Annotated in this window: 14 protein-coding genes; 7 read left to right on the forward strand and 7 right to left on the reverse strand. The window is 60.0% G+C overall.

Translation table 11 applies throughout. The features are described from left to right. Window positions 1-34 precede the first annotated feature (34 nt). Together ACNHGR_RS01455 and ACNHGR_RS01460 are read left to right on the forward strand one after the other, a co-directional pair. Window positions 35-721 (forward strand): glutathione S-transferase family protein, encoded by a 687-nt coding sequence (locus ACNHGR_RS01455; RefSeq protein WP_171899179.1) that lies wholly within the window; start codon window positions 35-37, stop codon window positions 719-721. Beyond that, complete coding sequence (locus ACNHGR_RS01460) at window positions 718-939, forward strand: hypothetical protein (protein WP_083217028.1); 222 nt, start codon at window positions 718-720, stop codon at window positions 937-939. The genes ACNHGR_RS01455 and ACNHGR_RS01460 overlap by 4 nt, the downstream gene beginning before the upstream one ends. 273 nt (window positions 940-1,212) lie before the next feature. On the opposite strand, the gene ACNHGR_RS01465 is transcribed toward ACNHGR_RS01460, so the two are convergent. Both ACNHGR_RS01465 and ACNHGR_RS01470 read right to left on the reverse strand, forming a co-directional pair. Beyond that, complete coding sequence (locus tag ACNHGR_RS01465) at window positions 1,213-2,442, reverse strand: NAD(P)/FAD-dependent oxidoreductase (protein ID WP_069064527.1); 1,230 nt, start codon at window positions 2,440-2,442, stop codon at window positions 1,213-1,215. A 292-nt stretch (window positions 2,443-2,734) separates the two neighbouring features. After that, entirely contained in the window at window positions 2,735-5,041 is a 2,307-nt protein-coding gene (locus ACNHGR_RS01470; RefSeq protein ID WP_458732837.1) for a TonB-dependent receptor, read from the reverse strand. Window positions 5,042-5,400: 359 nt separating this feature from the next. Here ACNHGR_RS01470 and ACNHGR_RS01475 point away from each other — a divergent pair, with 359 nt between their 5' ends. Continuing rightward, complete coding sequence (locus tag ACNHGR_RS01475) at window positions 5,401-6,585, forward strand: alpha/beta fold hydrolase (RefSeq protein WP_137903378.1); 1,185 nt, start codon at window positions 5,401-5,403, stop codon at window positions 6,583-6,585. A gap of 88 nt (window positions 6,586-6,673) precedes the next feature. On the opposite strand, the gene ACNHGR_RS01480 is transcribed toward ACNHGR_RS01475, so the two are convergent. Next, window positions 6,674-7,798: a serine hydrolase domain-containing protein gene (locus ACNHGR_RS01480; protein WP_201039043.1), complete on the reverse strand. Its 1,125-nt coding sequence runs from the start codon at window positions 7,796-7,798 to the stop codon at window positions 6,674-6,676. A 543-nt stretch (window positions 7,799-8,341) separates the two neighbouring features. On the opposite strand from ACNHGR_RS01480, the gene ACNHGR_RS01485 reads away from it, so the two are divergent. Then, entirely contained in the window at window positions 8,342-9,526 is a 1,185-nt protein-coding gene (locus ACNHGR_RS01485) for an alpha/beta fold hydrolase (protein ID WP_107917714.1), read from the forward strand. A gap of 88 nt (window positions 9,527-9,614) precedes the next feature. Here the strand turns inward: ACNHGR_RS01485 and ACNHGR_RS01490 are convergent, their stop codons facing one another. After that, window positions 9,615-10,769 (reverse strand): serine hydrolase domain-containing protein, encoded by a 1,155-nt coding sequence (locus tag ACNHGR_RS01490; protein WP_130754871.1) that lies wholly within the window; start codon window positions 10,767-10,769, stop codon window positions 9,615-9,617. A 257-nt stretch (window positions 10,770-11,026) separates the two neighbouring features. Further along, a complete protein-coding gene (locus ACNHGR_RS01495) occupies window positions 11,027-11,575 on the reverse strand; it encodes a MarR family winged helix-turn-helix transcriptional regulator (protein ID WP_052182396.1) in 549 nt (182 codons plus the stop codon). Between the two features lie 489 nt (window positions 11,576-12,064). On the opposite strand from ACNHGR_RS01495, the gene ACNHGR_RS01500 reads away from it, so the two are divergent. After that, window positions 12,065-12,544 (forward strand): MarR family winged helix-turn-helix transcriptional regulator, encoded by a 480-nt coding sequence (locus tag ACNHGR_RS01500; protein ID WP_062347432.1) that lies wholly within the window; start codon window positions 12,065-12,067, stop codon window positions 12,542-12,544. A gap of 128 nt (window positions 12,545-12,672) precedes the next feature. Here ACNHGR_RS01500 and ACNHGR_RS01505 read toward each other — a convergent pair whose 3' ends face one another. Beyond that, window positions 12,673-13,755, reverse strand: a complete 1,083-nt coding sequence (locus ACNHGR_RS01505) for an ABC transporter substrate-binding protein (RefSeq protein WP_475283836.1) — start codon at window positions 13,753-13,755, stop codon at window positions 12,673-12,675. Beyond that, the gene (locus tag ACNHGR_RS01510) at window positions 13,662-14,852 is read right to left on the reverse strand and encodes a Gfo/Idh/MocA family protein (protein WP_062344530.1); all 1,191 of its coding nucleotides are present in this window, start codon (window positions 14,850-14,852) and stop codon (window positions 13,662-13,664) included. Before ACNHGR_RS01510 ends, ACNHGR_RS01505 begins: the two co-directional genes overlap by 94 nt. 147 nt (window positions 14,853-14,999) lie before the next feature. Here ACNHGR_RS01510 and ACNHGR_RS01515 point away from each other — a divergent pair, with 147 nt between their 5' ends. Together ACNHGR_RS01515 and nadC are read left to right on the forward strand one after the other, a co-directional pair. Next, on the forward strand, window positions 15,000-16,328 hold the full coding sequence (locus tag ACNHGR_RS01515) for a Rieske 2Fe-2S domain-containing protein (RefSeq protein WP_062344527.1): 1,329 nt from the start codon (window positions 15,000-15,002) through the stop codon (window positions 16,326-16,328). Continuing rightward, window positions 16,328-17,194, forward strand: coding sequence for a carboxylating nicotinate-nucleotide diphosphorylase (gene nadC / locus ACNHGR_RS01520; RefSeq protein WP_062344525.1), 867 nt, complete (start codon window positions 16,328-16,330; stop codon window positions 17,192-17,194). The genes ACNHGR_RS01515 and nadC overlap by 1 nt, the downstream gene beginning before the upstream one ends. The last annotated feature ends 2 nt before the right edge of the window (window positions 17,195-17,196 follow it).

The following is a 17,196-nucleotide window of genomic DNA, read 5'->3' on the forward strand; positions in this document are numbered from 1 at the left end:
CCACACCTCCCTGACTCGGCAGAAAGGCTTCAAGGTGGACGACTTTTACGCCGCCCGCAGCAGGACTATCCCGCCGCTACCGTGGTCGAATATTGCTCCGCCGTTCTCACTTTATGGTGCGCGGACCGGAAACTCGCTTCGCGCGGCGATCGCGCTGGAGGAAGCAGGCTTGGCCTACGTCCAGCAATTCATCGATCTTCGCGCTGGTGCGCATCGGCAGCCGGATTTCCTGGCGCTCAATTCGGCTGGGCAAGTTCCGATTCTGGTCGACCGGCGCGTCTCGCTGATGGTGCTCACTCAGTCCAATGCCATCATGATGCATATCGCCAACGCAGCGCCCGAACGTCTTCTGCCGGGCAAAAGCGCGATTAGGAGGGCGCGATTTCACGAAAGCTTCTTTTACTTCATCACTGACGTGATTGCCCCGAACAATGCGGCGTTTCAGATGAAATTGGCAGGCAAGGAGAAAGAGGCGGACTATCTCGTCTGGCGCAGCGTTGCTAAACTGGAGGCGTCCGAACGTTTCCTGGTCGACGGCCCGTACATGGCCGGTGACCGCTTCACCCTAGCGGATATCGCCGGCTATACGATTGCACGGGCTAGCGAGGCTAGCGTGGCATGGGATCGGCTTGGACGCCTCAAGGCCTGGTTCGATCTGGTAGGTAGCCGAGACGGCGTGCGGCGGGGCTTGCAAGCCTTTGATGTGCGCAAGCCGAATTGACCAGCATTTCCCGGGTCACGCTCCGACACGCCAACTTGCTGTCAGCCAAGCTGGTGAAGAAACCCACGCTGAGGCTCTACAGGGGCTATTCGCATGGCATGGCGCTCAACCATGCTGACGTGATCAATGCCGATCTACTTCCTTCATCCGAGGGTGGGCAGGGGCCGGCCTCTACTGTCGGCTATTTCGAGCAACAAACTGCTCCAATTGCGAGCTGAGACCGCAACGATCGCGAGCCCTTACAAGTAGGGTCCGGCCGCACTGGCGCCGCTTGTGGACGGCCGCCAGTGTCGCGCCGAGTAACTTGGCCACGTCGATGCGGGCGAACATGCCAGCAGCCTTCTCGGCAAGCTCCGCTCCGAAGTCTCCCTCATCGAGGACTCAAAGATTCCGGCATCTCCGGGGGTTTTCCCGGTCCCGTCCGCAACCCCGCAACCCCGCAACCCCGCAATCACGTGGATCCGTTATCCCAGTACCACTGGAACTCGATATCAGGCGATCAGCTCCTTCAGCGGGATGGAGGGGTCGGTCAGCCTGTCGGGTTTGGGTGAAAGCCCGTCGATCACAAGCTTCCGGCCCTGGACAAAATCTTTGGCGGCATTGACACAGTCGAGCGCAATCACTCGGCCTTGCTTGAGGTAGATCAGCGAAAAACTGCGCGTTGCGGGATTGCCTCGCAACAGCGCGGTGTCGTGACCGATCGACAGGCCGATGGTCTGCAGGCGAAGATCATATTGGTTCGACCAGAACCAGGGCACCGAATCATAATGCGCGGCATCGCCAGTGATCGTCCGGGCAACGACACTAGCCTGATCATTGGCGTTCTGAACCGATTCAAGCCGGATCGTCGCGCCATCGGCAAAACGGTTAGCGTGGGCCGCACAATCGCCGAGCGCGAAAATATCGGGCAGACTCGTGCGCCCCTGTGCGTCTACCAGCACACCATTGCCGCCCTCGGCACCCGCCGCAATTAGCGGCTCGACCGCTGGAATAATCCCGATGCCGACGATCACCATCTCGACGGCGAGGACCGATCCATCGGCAAGGCGGACACCCGTCGCCCTGCCGCCCTCACCCAGGATACAGTCGATCGCGACGCCGGTACGCAAGTCGACACCGTGCGCGCGATGTTCGGCTTCATAGAAACGTGACAGTGGTTCACCGGCGACGCGGGCAAGCACGCGGTCCAACGCTTCGAGCACGGTGACGTGCTTGCCGAACTTGCTCAGCACCGCCGCCGCTTCGAGCCCGATATAGCCGCCGCCGATGACCACGACGCGGCGAACGTCCGGCAGTTCGGCGATCATCCGGTCGACATCGGCACGCGACCGCACGGAATGGACACCGGCAAGGTCATTCCCTGCGCAGGTTAGCTTACGCGGGCTGCCTCCGGTCGCCCACACCAGCGTGCCATAACCGAGCGAGCCACCATCGGCGAAGGCCACGGTTTTATCCGTCGGATCGACCATGACCACGCGGCGGCCGGTCAGCATTGTTATCTCGCGTTCCGACCAGAAGGCGGCCGGCCGGATCATGATGCGTTCGAAGCTTTTGTCGCCGGCAAGATAGTCCTTGGACAACGGCGGCCGTTCATAGGGCAGTTCTGGCTCGTCGCCGACCAGCGCAATCGTCCCCGCAAACTTCGCTTGCCGCAGGGCGATCGCCGTCTGTCCACCACCATGCCCGGCGCCCACAATGACTACATCCGCGCGCTCGGTCATCGGTTCGACCTCACCGCCGGAAACATGGCGACTAGATAGTCTGCAAGCACTCGACATACCCCCTTGGTTGAGAAAAAGTGGTGCCTTGAACTCGTGCTTGGTCCCGGGTTTGCGCCCCGCAGCCGAAATTGCGGGTGCCGCCGCGGTCATTGTGACGCTTGGGTAGGCAATATCGCCTATATCGGCTCCTTCCAGACCAAGGTGAATAATGCACCGCCAGGAGCCTACACCAAACCTCTAGCAGCATAGTCGCCATCATCCGCAGACGCCATTGGGATCAATTGAAGATCGATCACAATCTAAGAGATATGGATCCTGAAAAAGTTCTTGGCGCAAGAACTGAATTGAACACCGATCCAGTTATAGTCTCAGAAGGAACACCGGAATTATAGATAAGTGCATTCGTCAAATTTCGGATGTTGAAAGCAAATGAGACGCGATCAAGCTCGTATCCGAGCCTGAAATCCACTTTGTTGTAGGCAGGTGTATTTTCGATCGCGTAATCAACCGCCGAGGTACTCCGCCGGCCAACCCTCGCGTAGCTTCCGAAAATCGAAGCCTTGCCCGGGCCGAGGTCGAACTCGTAGCGGGCCGAGACGTTCGAGCTGAATTTCGGCGCGTTCGGGAGCACAAAGTCGGCAAACCCCGCACCAACCGGAACATTTTTGGCCTTTGAATCGAGATAACTGGCGGATGCGGAAAAATTAAGTCCGCGCATCGGGCGGATAACCATGTCGAACTCGGCACCCCTTACCCATGCGTCGACGTTAAAGACGTAGAGCGCCAAGTTTTGGGTCGAGAAGGTTTGTAGATTCTTGTAATCGTAATAGAAAATCGAACCGTTGAAATCGAGCACTCCGTTGAGCATTCTCGATTTAACACCGGCCTCATAGTTCACAAGCGTCTCAGGTTTGAACTCGGCTACGGAAACGGGATAAAGCTCGTTTGCACCGGTATTGAACCCACCTGCCTTTGTGCCCCTGTTTACGCCAGCGTAGACATTGACATTTTCATCGAGTTTATATTGAGCAACGATGCGTCCTGACCAGGATGTCGTTGATATTGACTTGTCGAATCCGACGAACTGCACGAGCGGAACCGGCGACGCCCCTGCGATCACTGCGCAAATATTGACCGGGATCGTAGGATTGGTCGTGCAGGAGGACTGATTGACACCACGCTTCTGGTCACTGGTTACGCGGCCGCCGACAATAACACTGAACTTGGGGCTAAAGTGGTAGGTGGCTTCCGCAAATCCAGCGTAAGACGTGGTTCTCAGATGCAGGGCCGCATTGAGATTGATTCCATAGAACGGTATATCGTTTAGATTAACATTTGCGCCGGTATGGTTGTTGATCCACAACCCATAAAGACCGGCGACCCAGTCAACATTACTTACCTTTCCGGAGAGTCTGATCTCTTCGGAATATTGGCGGCTCCCAGAATCGCTTGCATTAACAATAGCTGTCGGGAATCCGCTCGCAAGCTGGGTGTTGTAGAGTTGATCGGAGTACTGATAGTTTGAGATCGACGTCAGCTTGATTCCGGACCCAATCGTCCAATCGATTGTCGCGGTGGCGTTAAGATATTTTCCGTTGACTTTTAGGTAGTTGGCGGTTGGCACATTGTAAGGGCTCTTCAGTGATGCCGCGCAGTCACCGAGTGGAGAATAAGTGGTCGGAACTGTCCCAACTGTCGTGCGGCAGAAATTCTGATACGCGGCAAAATTGCCGGGCGTGACGCCGACCGGCTTACCGTTCGCCCCGATAAACGCGCGCGTCGTGCTCGCGACAGGGCCGGGTTGGTCCGGAAAACGGTCTGCATATACGCTGAGCAGGGCCCGGAAATCGCTACTGGGCTTATACTGGAGTTGCGCACGGACAGCTTGAACATCTGTGCCGTTATGGTCTGGCCCGATCGGATTGCGGATGTATGCGCCACCCTTTTCGGCATGATATGCGATACGGCCTGACCAGTCACCGCCAAGGCTGCCGCCGACGGCCCCTTCCGTCATGAACTTGTCGTAGCTCCCATATTCGGTCGTGACATAAGCCTCGAACTCTTGGCTGGGTGCTCGGGTAATATATTGGACAAGGCCACCCGTCGCATTGCGCCCGAACAGTGTTCCTTGCGGCCCCTTGAGAACCTCGACACGGTCGACGTCGAAAACCGGCTGAGTCAGCGCGGACGTGAGGCCGACATACGCTCCGTCCACATAGGTGGCGACCGGTGCTTCCTGGTGACGCGCGATATCTTGCTGGCCGACCCCACGGATGATCGTCGTGACATAAGCACCGCCACCCGGGGTAGTTGAGCGCACACCTGGAACAAGATCTGGAAGATCCATCGACGTTGTGAAGCCGCGGGCGGTGAGATCCTGTCCCTTGATCGCGCTGATCGCGATCGGGACGTCGCGAAGATTTTCCGACTTCTTCTGCGCCGTCACGATGATGTCGCCCTCAGCGTTTGGGTCTTGCGCCGCGGGGGCGTCAGAAGGCGGCGTCGGAGCTGGTTGGGCGGTCTGTGATTGAGCGTATGCGCCTTGGGACAAGGTCAGCAGTGTCGCAAGCGTGACCGGCGCGAGAGCAGTTAGTCTCATATTTTCATCCCTCTCCTTCCGGGCGGCCGCCTTCTGTGGACGTGCTCGCAAGCCGGCTTTTCAAAAATGATTAGAGACCTAAGTAATATATGAAAGGAAACGCGACGCAAGCCATATTCAGGGCACCCGGCCAGCAGCGTCGCTCCGGCCCATAGCGACGGTCCCGTCGGAGGTGCTCTATAGGCTGTACCGCCCTAAAAACGTACCTATCGTGACCGAGGACAACGGAAAACCGCTACCTATTTGGGCAAACAGGGGAGGGGATGGTTGCTCAGTGCGCGCCCCTTCGCATGGGAAGCCCTTCCCTTGACTGGAGTACGGTAATACGCAATTATAGTTGGATAACTAAGGATATGGCCATGGAGAGAGGATTGCCGACAAAGGCGCTATGGGATCGCCTTCCCGAAATCGTTCGCTTCCGCGATCAACCGGGGATGACGGAGACCTACAGTTTTGCGGGCGCCGAGGGCACGACCGAGCTGGAAGGCCAGCTGTTCCGGCAGAGAGCGCGGCCATCTAAGGCGGTCTATTTGTTCATGCACCCCACAGCCACGGTCCAGCTGCTCCCAATGCCTGAGGCGCTTGCCGATGCGGGGTTGCACGTACTTTGCGCGTCGAGTCGCTACCCGAGAAACGATAGTGCGCTGATTATGGAAAAGGTCGCCTACGACATGGGCCAGTGGGTGCGCCACGCGCGCGAGTCGCTGGGTTATGAAAAGGTGATCCTGGTGGGATGGTCGGGCGGCGGCTCGCTATCGCTGTTTTATGCGGCCCAGTCTGAACATCCGACAATCACCCACACGCCCGCCGGCGACCTTTATGACCTGACAGCAGCGCGGCTGCAGCGGGTTGACGGAATAGTCCTCATCGCCGCCCACCTCAGCCGGGCGGAAGTGCTGACCGAATGGCTTGACCCCTCCGTCATCGACGAATTCGACCCGGACACGCGCGATCTCGAATTCGATATCTATAGTCCGGACTGCCCGAACAAACCACCATTCACCGCTGACTTCATCGCCGCCTTCCGCGAGAGGCAGCGGGCCCGCAATCGCAGAATTACCGCCTGGGCCGAGGAAATGCTTGCCACGCTCCGTCGTCGCAACGACGGCGAAACCGAACGCGCCTTCGTCACGCACCGCACGATGTGCGACGTGCGCTGGATTGATCCGACGATCGACCCCAATGGACGCGCGCCGGGGGCATCCTATCTTGGCAATCCACGCACGGTGAACGTGGGACCCGCTGGTTTGGCGCGATTCTCAACCCTGCGCTCGTGGCTGTCGCAATGGTCCTACGACCTATCCAACTCCAAGGCTGCCGTTAACGCGACAAAGATCCATCGGACCCCTGTGCTGCAGATCGAGAATGAAGCGGACGACGCGGTTCCCGCGAGCCATAATCCGATCATTCACAACGCGCTCACCGTTGCGAACAAGGAATTTGTGAGCATCAAGGGCGCGACCCATTTCTACCAGGGCCAGCCCGAACATCTCAGCGCTTGTATCGACGGGATCATCGACTGGAGCCACCGCAACGATTTGTGATCTGGCCGCCGCGATCGACGCGGCGCCTCCGCATTTTCGCTGCGGCGCGGCCGGCTTACGCCGGCCGGTCGCGGATTCCTTGCGGGGATCAGTTGTAGACGGCGTCCCGGATGTCGGACACGAACTTCCCCGACATACCCTCAAAGGCCGTGTTGGTCATGGCCACGACCGTCAGCGCGTTTGCACGATCGATGAACCAGCTATTGCCGTATCCGCCGCCCCAGTGAAGCGTTCCGGGAGACTGCGGCGACGGGACGGCGTGCGGATCTGCAAGCACTGCCCAGCCGAAGCCGAAGCCCCAACCCGGCCCGCAGGCCGCAGCCTGAGGTCCGAGCTGATCGGTCGCCATCATCTCGACTGTTTCAGGCTTCAGGATCGGACCACCCCCGAGCCGGATGGTTTCCAGAAAGTGCAGGACGTCGCCCGCAGTCCCCACCATCCCACCCCCGCCTGACGGATAGGAGTTTGGATCCAGGATACGGCTCGGCGCGAACGTTAGCGACCCGTTGAAGGCATCCAGAGGCACTACCATGCCGTCCGTGATGCGGACGGGAACGGATTCGCTGTTGAAGTAATTCGTCGCGAGCCGCTCAACATCCGCAACGGCAAAGCCGGTATCGACGATACCCAGCGGATCCGTGACCAGTTTGCGCACAGCATCGCGTAGCGAACCACCGGTAACGCTCTCAACCACCCCTCCCATCACATCCATGCCAAGGGAATAGCGAAAACCCGACCCCGGTGCGGCGGTAAGCGGGGCGGCAGCCAGGCGCCGAAGATTCTCGGATAGCGACAATCCCGGTTGATCCAACCCGTCGGAGACGTCGAGGCGACGATAATGGCCATCGCTCCCTTCCTGAAACGGATAGCCGAGCCCCGATGTGTGCGTGAGCAGATGGCGGATCGAGATGACCGGAACCGATCCATCGGACAGGCGCGGCTGAAAGTCGGGCAGGAAGCGCGTCACTGGATCGTCCAGCCTCACAACACCATCCTCGATCAGGCGCATCACGGCGGCGGTGACAAAGGGTTTGGTCACCGATGCAAATCGGAAAATGCTATCCGTTTGCATCGGCTTTTGCGATTCACGGTCTGCAAATCCCGCCGCGCGGCGATAGGCGATCTTGCCGCCCCGGGCGACGATCACGACCGTTCCCACCAAACGATTGTCGGCGAGAGCATTGTCTATCGCGCGATCCAGGCGATCGGACACATCCGCGCCTTTAAAGGCTGATGAACTCATAAGTTCAAACTCTCCCGATACTCTCGCAGACCGGACGCGGCCCGCACCTAAGCGATTGCAGTCATCAACCGCGCGGTGGAGAGCGACGACGATTCGGTCGGAGGCAAGGCCTGACCATCAGCACACCTCTCCACGCAACCTTCACGTCGCAGACCGCCACCGTGCAGTTCCTTAGTTATCTAACCATCTGTGGACGTGCTCGCAAGCCGGCTTTTCAAAAATGATTAGAGACCTAAGTAATATATGAAAGGAAACGCGACGCAAGCCATATTCAGGGCACCCGGCCAGCAGCGTCGCTCCGGCCCATAGCGACGGTCCCGTCGGAGGTGCTCTATAGGCTGTACCGCCCTAAAAACGTACCTATCGTGACCGAGGACAACGGAAAACCGCTACCTATTTGGGCAAACAGGGGAGGGGATGGTTGCTCAGTGCGCGCCCCTTCGCATGGGAAGCCCTTCCCTTGACTGGAGTACGGTAATACGCAATTATAGTTGGATAACTAAGGATATGGCCATGGAGAGAGGATTGCCGACAAAGGCGCTATGGGATCGCCTTCCCGAAATCGTTCGCTTCCGCGATCAACCGGGGATGACGGAGACCTACAGTTTTGCGGGCGCCGAGGGCACGACCGAGCTGGAAGGCCAGCTGTTCCGGCAGAGAGCGCGGCCATCTAAGGCGGTCTATTTGTTCATGCACCCCACAGCCACGCTCCAGCTGCTCCCAATGCCTGAGGCGCTTGCCGATGCGGGGTTGCACGTACTTTGCGCGTCGAGTCGCTACCCGAGAAACGATAGTGCGCTGATTATGGAAAAGGTCGCCTACGACATGGGCCAGTGGGTGCGCCACGCGCGCGAGTCGCTGGGTTATGAAAAGGTGATCCTGGTGGGATGGTCGGGCGGCGGCTCGCTATCGCTGTTTTATGCGGCCCAGTCTGAACATCCGACAATCACCCACACGCCCGCCGGCGACCTTTATGACCTGACAGCAGCGCGGCTGCAGCGGGTTGACGGAATAGTCTTAATCGCCGCCCACCTCAGCCGGGCGGAAGTGCTGACCGAATGGCTTGACCCCTCCGTCATCGACGAATTCGACCCGGACACGCGCGATCTCGAATTCGATATCTATAGTCCGGACTGCCCGAACAAACCACCATTCACCGCTGACTTCATCGCCGCCTTCCGCGAGAGGCAGCGGGCCCGCAATCGCAGAATTACCGCCTGGGCCGAGGAAATGCTTGCCACGCTCCGTCGTCGCAACGACGGCGAAACCGAACGCGCCTTCGTCACGCACCGCACGATGTGCGACGTGCGCTGGATTGATCCGACGATCGACCCCAATGGACGCGCGCCGGGGGCATCCTATCTTGGCAATCCACGCACGGTGAACGTGGGACCCGCTGGTTTGGCGCGATTCTCAACCCTGCGCTCGTGGCTGTCGCAATGGTCCTACGACCTATCCAACTCCAAGGCTGCCGTTAACGCGACAAAGATCCATCGGACCCCTGTGCTGCAGATCGAGAATGAAGCGGACGACGCGGTTCCCGCGAGCCATAATCCGATCATTCACAACGCGCTCACCGTTGCGAACAAGGAATTTGTGAGCATCAAGGGCGCGACCCATTTCTACCAGGGCCAGCCCGAACATATCAGCGCTTGTATCGACGGGATCATCGACTGGAGCCACCGCAACGATTTGTGATCTGGCCGCCGCGATCGACGCGGCGCCTCCGCATTTTCGCTGCGGCGCGGCCGGCTTACGCCGGCCGGTCGCGGATTCCTTGCGGGGATCAGTTGTAGACGGCGTCCCGGATGTCGGACACGAACTTCCCCGACATACCCTCAAAGGCCGTGTTGGTCATGGCCACGACCGTCAGCGCGTTTGCACGATCGATGAACCAGCTATTGCCGTATCCGCCGGTCCAGTGAAGCGTTCCGGGAGACTGCGGCGACGGGACGGCGTGCGGATCTGCAAGCACTGCCCAGCCGAAGCCGAAGCCCCAACCCGGCCCCCAGGCCGCAGCCTGAGGTCCGAGCTGATCGGTCGCCATCATCTCGACTGTTTCAGGCTTCAGGATCGGACCACCCCCGAGCCGGATGGTTTCCAGAAAGTGCAGGACGTCGCCCGCAGTCCCCACCATCCCACCCCCGCCTGACGGATAGGAGTTTGGATCCAGGATACGGCTCGGCGCGAACGTTAGCGACCCGTTGAAGGCATCCAGAGGCACTACCATGCCGTCCGTGATGCGGACGGGAACGGATTCGCTGTTGAAGTAATTCGTCGCGAGCCGCTCAACATCCGCAACGGCAAAGCCGGTATCGACGATACCCAGCGGATCCGTGACCAGTTTGCGCACAGCATCGCGTAGCGAACCACCGGTAACGCTCTCAACCACCCCTCCCATCACATCCATGCCAAGGGAATAGCGAAAACCCGACCCCGGTGCGGCGGTAAGCGGGGCGGCAGCCAGGCGCCGAAGATTCTCGGATAGCGACAATCCCGGTTGATCCAACCCGTCGGAGACGTCGAGGCGACGATAATGGCCATCGCTCCCTTCCTGAAACGGATAGCCGAGCCCCGATGTGTGCGTGAGCAGATGGCGGATCGAGATGACCGGAACCGATCCATCGGACAGGCGCGGCTGAAAGTCGGGCAGGAAGCGCGTCACTGGATCGTCCAGCCTCACAACACCATCCTCGATCAGGCGCATCACGGCGGCGGTGACAAAGGGTTTGGTCACCGATGCAAATCGGAAAATGCTATCCGTTTGCATCGGCTTTTGCGATTCACGGTCTGCAAATCCCGCCGCGCGGCGATAGGCGATCTTGCCGCCCCGGGCGACGATCACGACCGTTCCCACCAAACGATTGTCGGCGAGAGCATTGTCTATCGCGCGATCCAGGCGATCGGACACATCCGCGCCTTTAAAGGCTGATGAACTCATAAGTTCAAACTCTCCCGATACTCTCGCAGACCGGACGCGGCCCGCACCTAAGCGATTGCAGTCATCAACCGCGCGGTGGAGAGCGACGACGATTCGGTCGGAGGCAAGGCCTGACCATCAGCACACCTCTCCATGCAACCTTCACGTCGCAGACCGCCACCGTGCAGTTCCTTAGTTATCTAACCATTAGTGATGTAAGTATCGGCGCGCAACATTGATGTGGGGCATCCATGGTGGCGAGGACACCCACTATCGCATCAGTCGCCTGCCTCATGAGTGATGCCGGCGACCCCTCGGTCCTCTCGGCGCCGCCGACCCGGCTTCGCGTCGGGCTCCTCGGGGGAGAGGCTCCGAATCGCAGCTTCTAGATTGGTCTGCAGCTCGCCCAATAGGGCGATCTGGAGATCCGCTTCGCGGCGCGAAATGCCGGTCTTAGCGATATCCCCAACTTCGATGCCAATGGGCAGAAGCTTCCTTTTCAGCTCGTGACCGTAAGGGGTGAGGAAGATGTTGATCTTCCGCTTGTCCGCCGCGTTGCGGACCCGGGCAACGATTCCCCGTTGCTCCATGGAAGCGATCGCCGAAAGCGTGGTCGGCTCCATCGTTCCAACAAGGTCGGACAGTTCCTTCTGGGTTAAGCCGTCCTGGTCCCACAGGACGCGCAAGAAGTACCACATGCCCAGGGTGACGCCGAACTGCTCGATCTTCAGCTGTAGCAGCTTTTGCATAAGTCGATGCGTGAGTCGGATTTGATATCCGATACTCAGGTCGAACGGCAGGTTGATTTCCCCGCTATCTCCGCTCATCGAAATCGGCCCTGCATGACCCGAACCATCGGGCCTGTTGAATGTCGAAACCAGCGTGCATTCCTTCTTGGCAACCGCCCCAGCCGCGTGGGTCGGTTGACTTGTTAATGGATTATGACTTGACGGTCCCGCGGTTTCTCATCCGGGTCGAGGGCGAGATTCCGGCGTTCGTTCGGCGGCCTTGATGGTCGTGACTGCCATATATTCAACCGACGTAAGGGCACGAGGGCCACCCTAGTTCGGGCGGGATTCAAAGGGCCGGAGAACCCACGCTCAATCCGCGTGGAATAGATAGGGTGTCACCGAAGCACGATTCAGACCCGTTCGACCGCGAGCGCAAGGCCCATGCCGACGCCGATGCAGAGCGTGGCAAGGCCCAGTCTGCCGTCAGTATCCAACTGGACGTTGGCGGGCAGGTGCACCATCAAAGCCGTTGCCCCTGCCTCATTGGGAGGGCGAACATGGCGACACGCCCCAGGGAGAGTGCATTTGTCCAACAGGCCCGCCCAGCTCAATCCGGAATGGAGCCTTGGTTATCAGGTCCGGCGCTGCCATCGGCGGTTCGATCGCCTGCTCAATGCGATGCTGGCGAAGCACGATCTAAAGACGGGCTTCTGGTATTACCTTCGTGTGCTGTGGATCCGCGACGGCGTCACCCAGAAATATCTGAGCGACATGACCAACGTCACAGAAAACACGACTGTGTCGATAATCAACAACATGATGCAGCACGGGCTTGTAGAGCGCACCCGCGACAAGGTTGATCGCCGCAAGTTGAGCGTTACGCTGACCCAACGAGGCAAAGCCCTGGAAGCGGAGCTCATGCAATATGCGATCGACATTAACCGCATCGCCGTCGCCGGGATCGATCCGGCCGAGGTTGCGACGTGCGTCGACGTGCTTTCGCGCATGTCAGCCAATCTCGCCGCCGAATTCGATTCTATCCCGAACACCCCCGCCGAGGACTGACAGGGCGCAACCGGTCAGCGGCCGCTCGCCGGGTATCCTGCGGCAGCCCGGCAAAGACGGAGCATCGACAACCACGCTGCTCCCGCACCGCTTATGCTCCGCCCCGTCATTTCCCGGATTGCATCACGTCAGATCTTGAACTCCGCGAACGTCTCCGGCGCGAACATGTCCTCGATCGTCAGCTGGCGCGGCGACAGACCCTGCTCATGATGATAGCGCGTGAAGGTCTCGAGTACGTGGCGGTTCTTCTCGATTCCGTAAGGCCACCACTGATCGCCCAACGTCGCGATCGTTTCCTCGACCGCGGCAATTTGCCAGGGCAGCATCGTCTTGAGCGAGGCTGAGACGCGCAGCTGTTCGTAGGTTAGCTGCTGCGCCTGGACGAACGCCTTGTAGAGCGCCTGTGCGATCCAGCGGTTCTTCTCGTAAATGTCGCGGCGAATGGCAACGACGTGCATGATCGGGAAGATATTCGTCTTGCCGAAATAGGCTTTCTCGACCTGGACGAAGTCCGGGAACAGGCGCCGCACATTGTGCGGTTCCGAATAGAAGGTCGATGGAGCACGCGCGGTGTGCAGCGCGTCGATCTCGCCATCAGCCAACATCCGGGTCAGCGTCTGGTTTGGCCCGATCGGCTCAACCTTGAACTTGTCCGGCAGATTGAGTTTGAGCTTTTCCTCACGGCCCGGCTCTTCCTCGCCGCCCGTGACATAAGTGACCGACGCCGGGTCGATGCCATATTCGTCCTGCAGGATACCGCGGATCCAGACCGGCGCGGTCATCTGATATTCCGGGACGCCGATGCGCTTGCCGACAAGGTCGGACGGTTTTTCGATGCCGCTCTTGGCCGACACGAAGATGCAGGAATGACGGAAGAAACGTGACGGGAACACCGGGATGGCGATAAAGTCTGGATTGTCCCGGCCCAGAGTCACGCAATACGATGACATCGAAAGCTCGGCGGCATCGAACTCGCGATTGCGCAGCATCCGGAAGAACGTTTCCTCGACGGACAGCACCTGAAAGTTGAGATCGATCCCATCGGGGCGGACCGTCTGCGACAGCAGCGCCTCGGTGCGATCATAGCCCCAACAGGCGAGCGAGAGGTTCAATCTAGTCATACGGAAACGGCCTCCAAAGTGTCGATAATCATGGCTGTGGGTGCGATTTCGCTGCCGGTGCGGCTCGATTCGAGTAGGGCTGCGCAGCACGCCACCGTCTTCACGCCCCAGCGGCCATCATGGATCGGCTGGACCAGACCGAGTGCGCCTTCAACGAATTCATCGATGACCTCGACCCGCGGCAGGCTTGGCGGATCGATCGCGAGAAACTCACGGTGTTCATCGCCATAGAGCGTGATGCCTTGGGGCGAGAGCTTGAGATCGGCGCGTTCGCAACTGACCAGCACAAAGCCGAAATGCTCATGATACGGCGCCGGCGGTTCGCTGGTCGATGCGCCGTCCTCGCCATACGCTCGGCGTATCTTGGCAGCGCTTTCGGTCGCTGGTTCGAGGTTCCTGAGCGCGCGCCGCGTGTCACCGTATTGCTCCGGATCCTTCTCGCGGCCGAGTTCCGATATCCAATTAACCAGTTCGTCGGAATCATAATGGGCGTAGCCACTGTACGTCAGCGATGCGACAGCCCCACCCTCGAATCCCATCATCGCGGCATATGCGCCCTCGCTCGGGCGACTGGAATCCCAATTGCCCGCAACCGCGCGCACGAATGTCACATCGCGTCCGACAAGCCGCCGCGCCACGTCAATTTGGTGAGCGGCTTGACTGTAGACAACGCCCCCACCACGCGCGCTGTCCAGCTCTTCGGGGCGACGCGGCCGATACATGAAATCGGTGAAGTTCATCGCCGTGAGTTGCCGCACCGCACCAAAGCCGCCGCTGGCGATCAACTCGGCGGCTCGGCGGACCGGGGCATCAAAGCCATGGCTGGGGCCGACCAGGAGCAGTTTGCCGGCCCGGCGTGCCGCCGCTTCCATCGCGACGCACTCGGCGACAGAGATCGCCATCGGCTTTTCGACCAGAACATGCTTGCCCGCACCGAGGGCCGCGATTGCCTGCGTCGCGTGCAGTTCGTGTGGCGTCGCGATATAGACGGCATCAATATCGGCGGCGAGCAACCCCTCCAGGCTTTCATATGACTTGGCTCCGAACTCGCGCGTGAATTGAGCACGTGGGGACGCGCGCAGATCGAACGCCGCGGCGATCTCGACCCGTGGGTGCGCGCGCAACGCCGGAAGCGTCAGCATGAACCCCCGGCCAAGGCCGACAATGCCGATCCGAAGTGCCTTCATGTTTATCCTCGATCTGCCAGGTCGGTCCTTGAAATGCGGCCCGCTTGAAACGCACAATACTTCTATGTAGAAGTGTTTTCAAGAAGTGGATGAAACACCTTCGTGGCACGGCGCCTTGGCACAGCCACTTTGCGATAAGGATAGGCGATGACACCCCAACAAAATGACATCCTCGCCCGAGTCGAGGGCAGCGCGCCGATGGGCAGGCTGATGCGCCAGCACTGGATGCCCGCGTGCATGTCCGAAGAGGTGGCCGAACCGGATTGTACGCCGCTGCGCGTCCGCCTCCTCGGCGAGAATATGGTGGTGTTCCGCGACAGCAAGGGTCGTCTGGGCGCGCTTGACGAGCAATGCCCGCACCGCCGCGCGTCGCTGGCCTTTGGCCGCAACGAGGAATGCGGCCTGCGTTGCCTCTATCATGGCTGGAAGTTCGACGTGAACGGCAACGCCATCGACATGTCGTCCGAGCCGGTCGACGCCAAGCTGCGCAGCACGATGAAGACCAAGGCCTATCCGGTCCAGGAGGCCGGCGGGTTCGTCTGGGTGTGGATGGGCAATCCCGATCAGGTGACGCCGTTCGACAAGCCCAACTGGGCGACCGTACCGGACGACAAGATCAGCATCGTGAAGATGCATGGCGCATGCAACTGGGCACAGGTGCTCGAAGGCTCCATCGACTCGGCGCACAGTTCGAGCCTGCACTCGTCCAACATGCCGACGGCAACCGAGGTCAGCGGATCGACCGCGACCGACACCGCCTGGCTACGGCCGTCGGCCGACAAGGCGCCACGCCTTGAGGTCCAGAAGACCAGCTTTGGCTTCCGCTATGTCGCGATCCGCAAGCCGATCGTCGACGCCGATGCCACTGATTATATCCGCATGACACTCTATGTGGCGCCCTATACCGTCCACATTCCATCGAATGACCAATATCATCTGAGCCAGATGCTGGTCCCGATCGATGATGAGAACACGATGTTCTACTGGGTCGCCTGGCATCCCGAAAAAGGCATTTCGACCGACGCATGGCGCAAATTCTGCGGTGCCGAGATCGGCAAGGATGTCGAGCCGATCACCTTCAAAAAGATGCGCAACGCAGGAAACAACTATCTCCAGGATCGCGTAGCCATGAAGGACGGCGATTTCACCGGTATCTACGGCATCCCGGCGCAGGACATGGCGATGTGGGAATCGATGGGTACGCTCGCCGATCGTGGCGATGATCGCCTGGGGTCGAGCGACAAGGCGATCTTCACGTTCCGCACACAGATGTACCGCGCCGCGCAGGCGGTGGAAAAGGGCGAGCCGGCGATCGGCACGACCGAGCCGCACATTCCGAACGCCAAGCTCATGTCGTTCGAAGGCATCGTGCCTAAGGGCACCGACTGGCGGCTGCTCAATGTCTCGGACGAAGAGGCGGATATCATGCGGACCGTATCGACAGATGTCGACGCTCTCGGGGACGTCCGCGCTTGATGATGTCCCTGCCGCCCATTGCCGGGCTCGACGCGGATGCCGTCAGTCATTTCGTCCAGTCCGTACTCAAGGAGGATCTGGGGCTAGGTGGTGATGTCACCACCGACCTCACCATCCCCGCCGACGCACGGCTGATCGCGACGATCCAGACTCGCGAGCAGATTGCCGTTGCGGGCATCGATCTCGCCCAGGTCTTCTTCGAGGCCCTTGATCCCGATGTCCGGGTCGAGCGGCTTGCCAGGGATGGAGATGAGCTCCAGGCGGGTGCCCCGATCATGCGCGTGGAGGGTCGCGCCCGCCCGATGTTGTCGGCGGAGCGCTCGGCGCTGAACACGCTGCAGCACCTCACCGGTATTGCCACCCTTACTCGAAGCTATGCCAACATGATCGCGGGCACGTCGTGCATCCTGCTCGACACCCGCAAGACCATACCCGGCCTGCGCGCAATTGAGAAATATGCTGCCCGCATGGGCGGGGCGCACAATCATCGTATGCGGCTCGACGACGGCATCCTGATCAAGGACAATCATGTCGCGATCTGCGGCTCGATCGAGGCGGCCGTGCGCGCGGCCAAGGCGGGCAAGTCAGCACTCCCGGTCCAAGTCGAAGTCGACACAATCGACCAGATCGAGCCGGCACTGAAGGCAGGCGCCGATCGGCTGCTCTTCGACAATATGTCGGTCGAAATGCTGCGCGAGGGTGTGGCGCTGGTTGCGGGCCGCGTGCCGATCGAAGCGTCAGGTGGCGTGCGGCTCGATACCATCCGTGCGATCGCGGAAACGGGAGTTACTTACGTCTCCGTCGGCCGCATTACGCAGAGCGCACCGGCTGCCGATATCGGTCTCGATTACACAATAGCGGCTTGATG

It is taken from the genome of Sphingobium sp. RS1 (assembly GCF_056156825.1).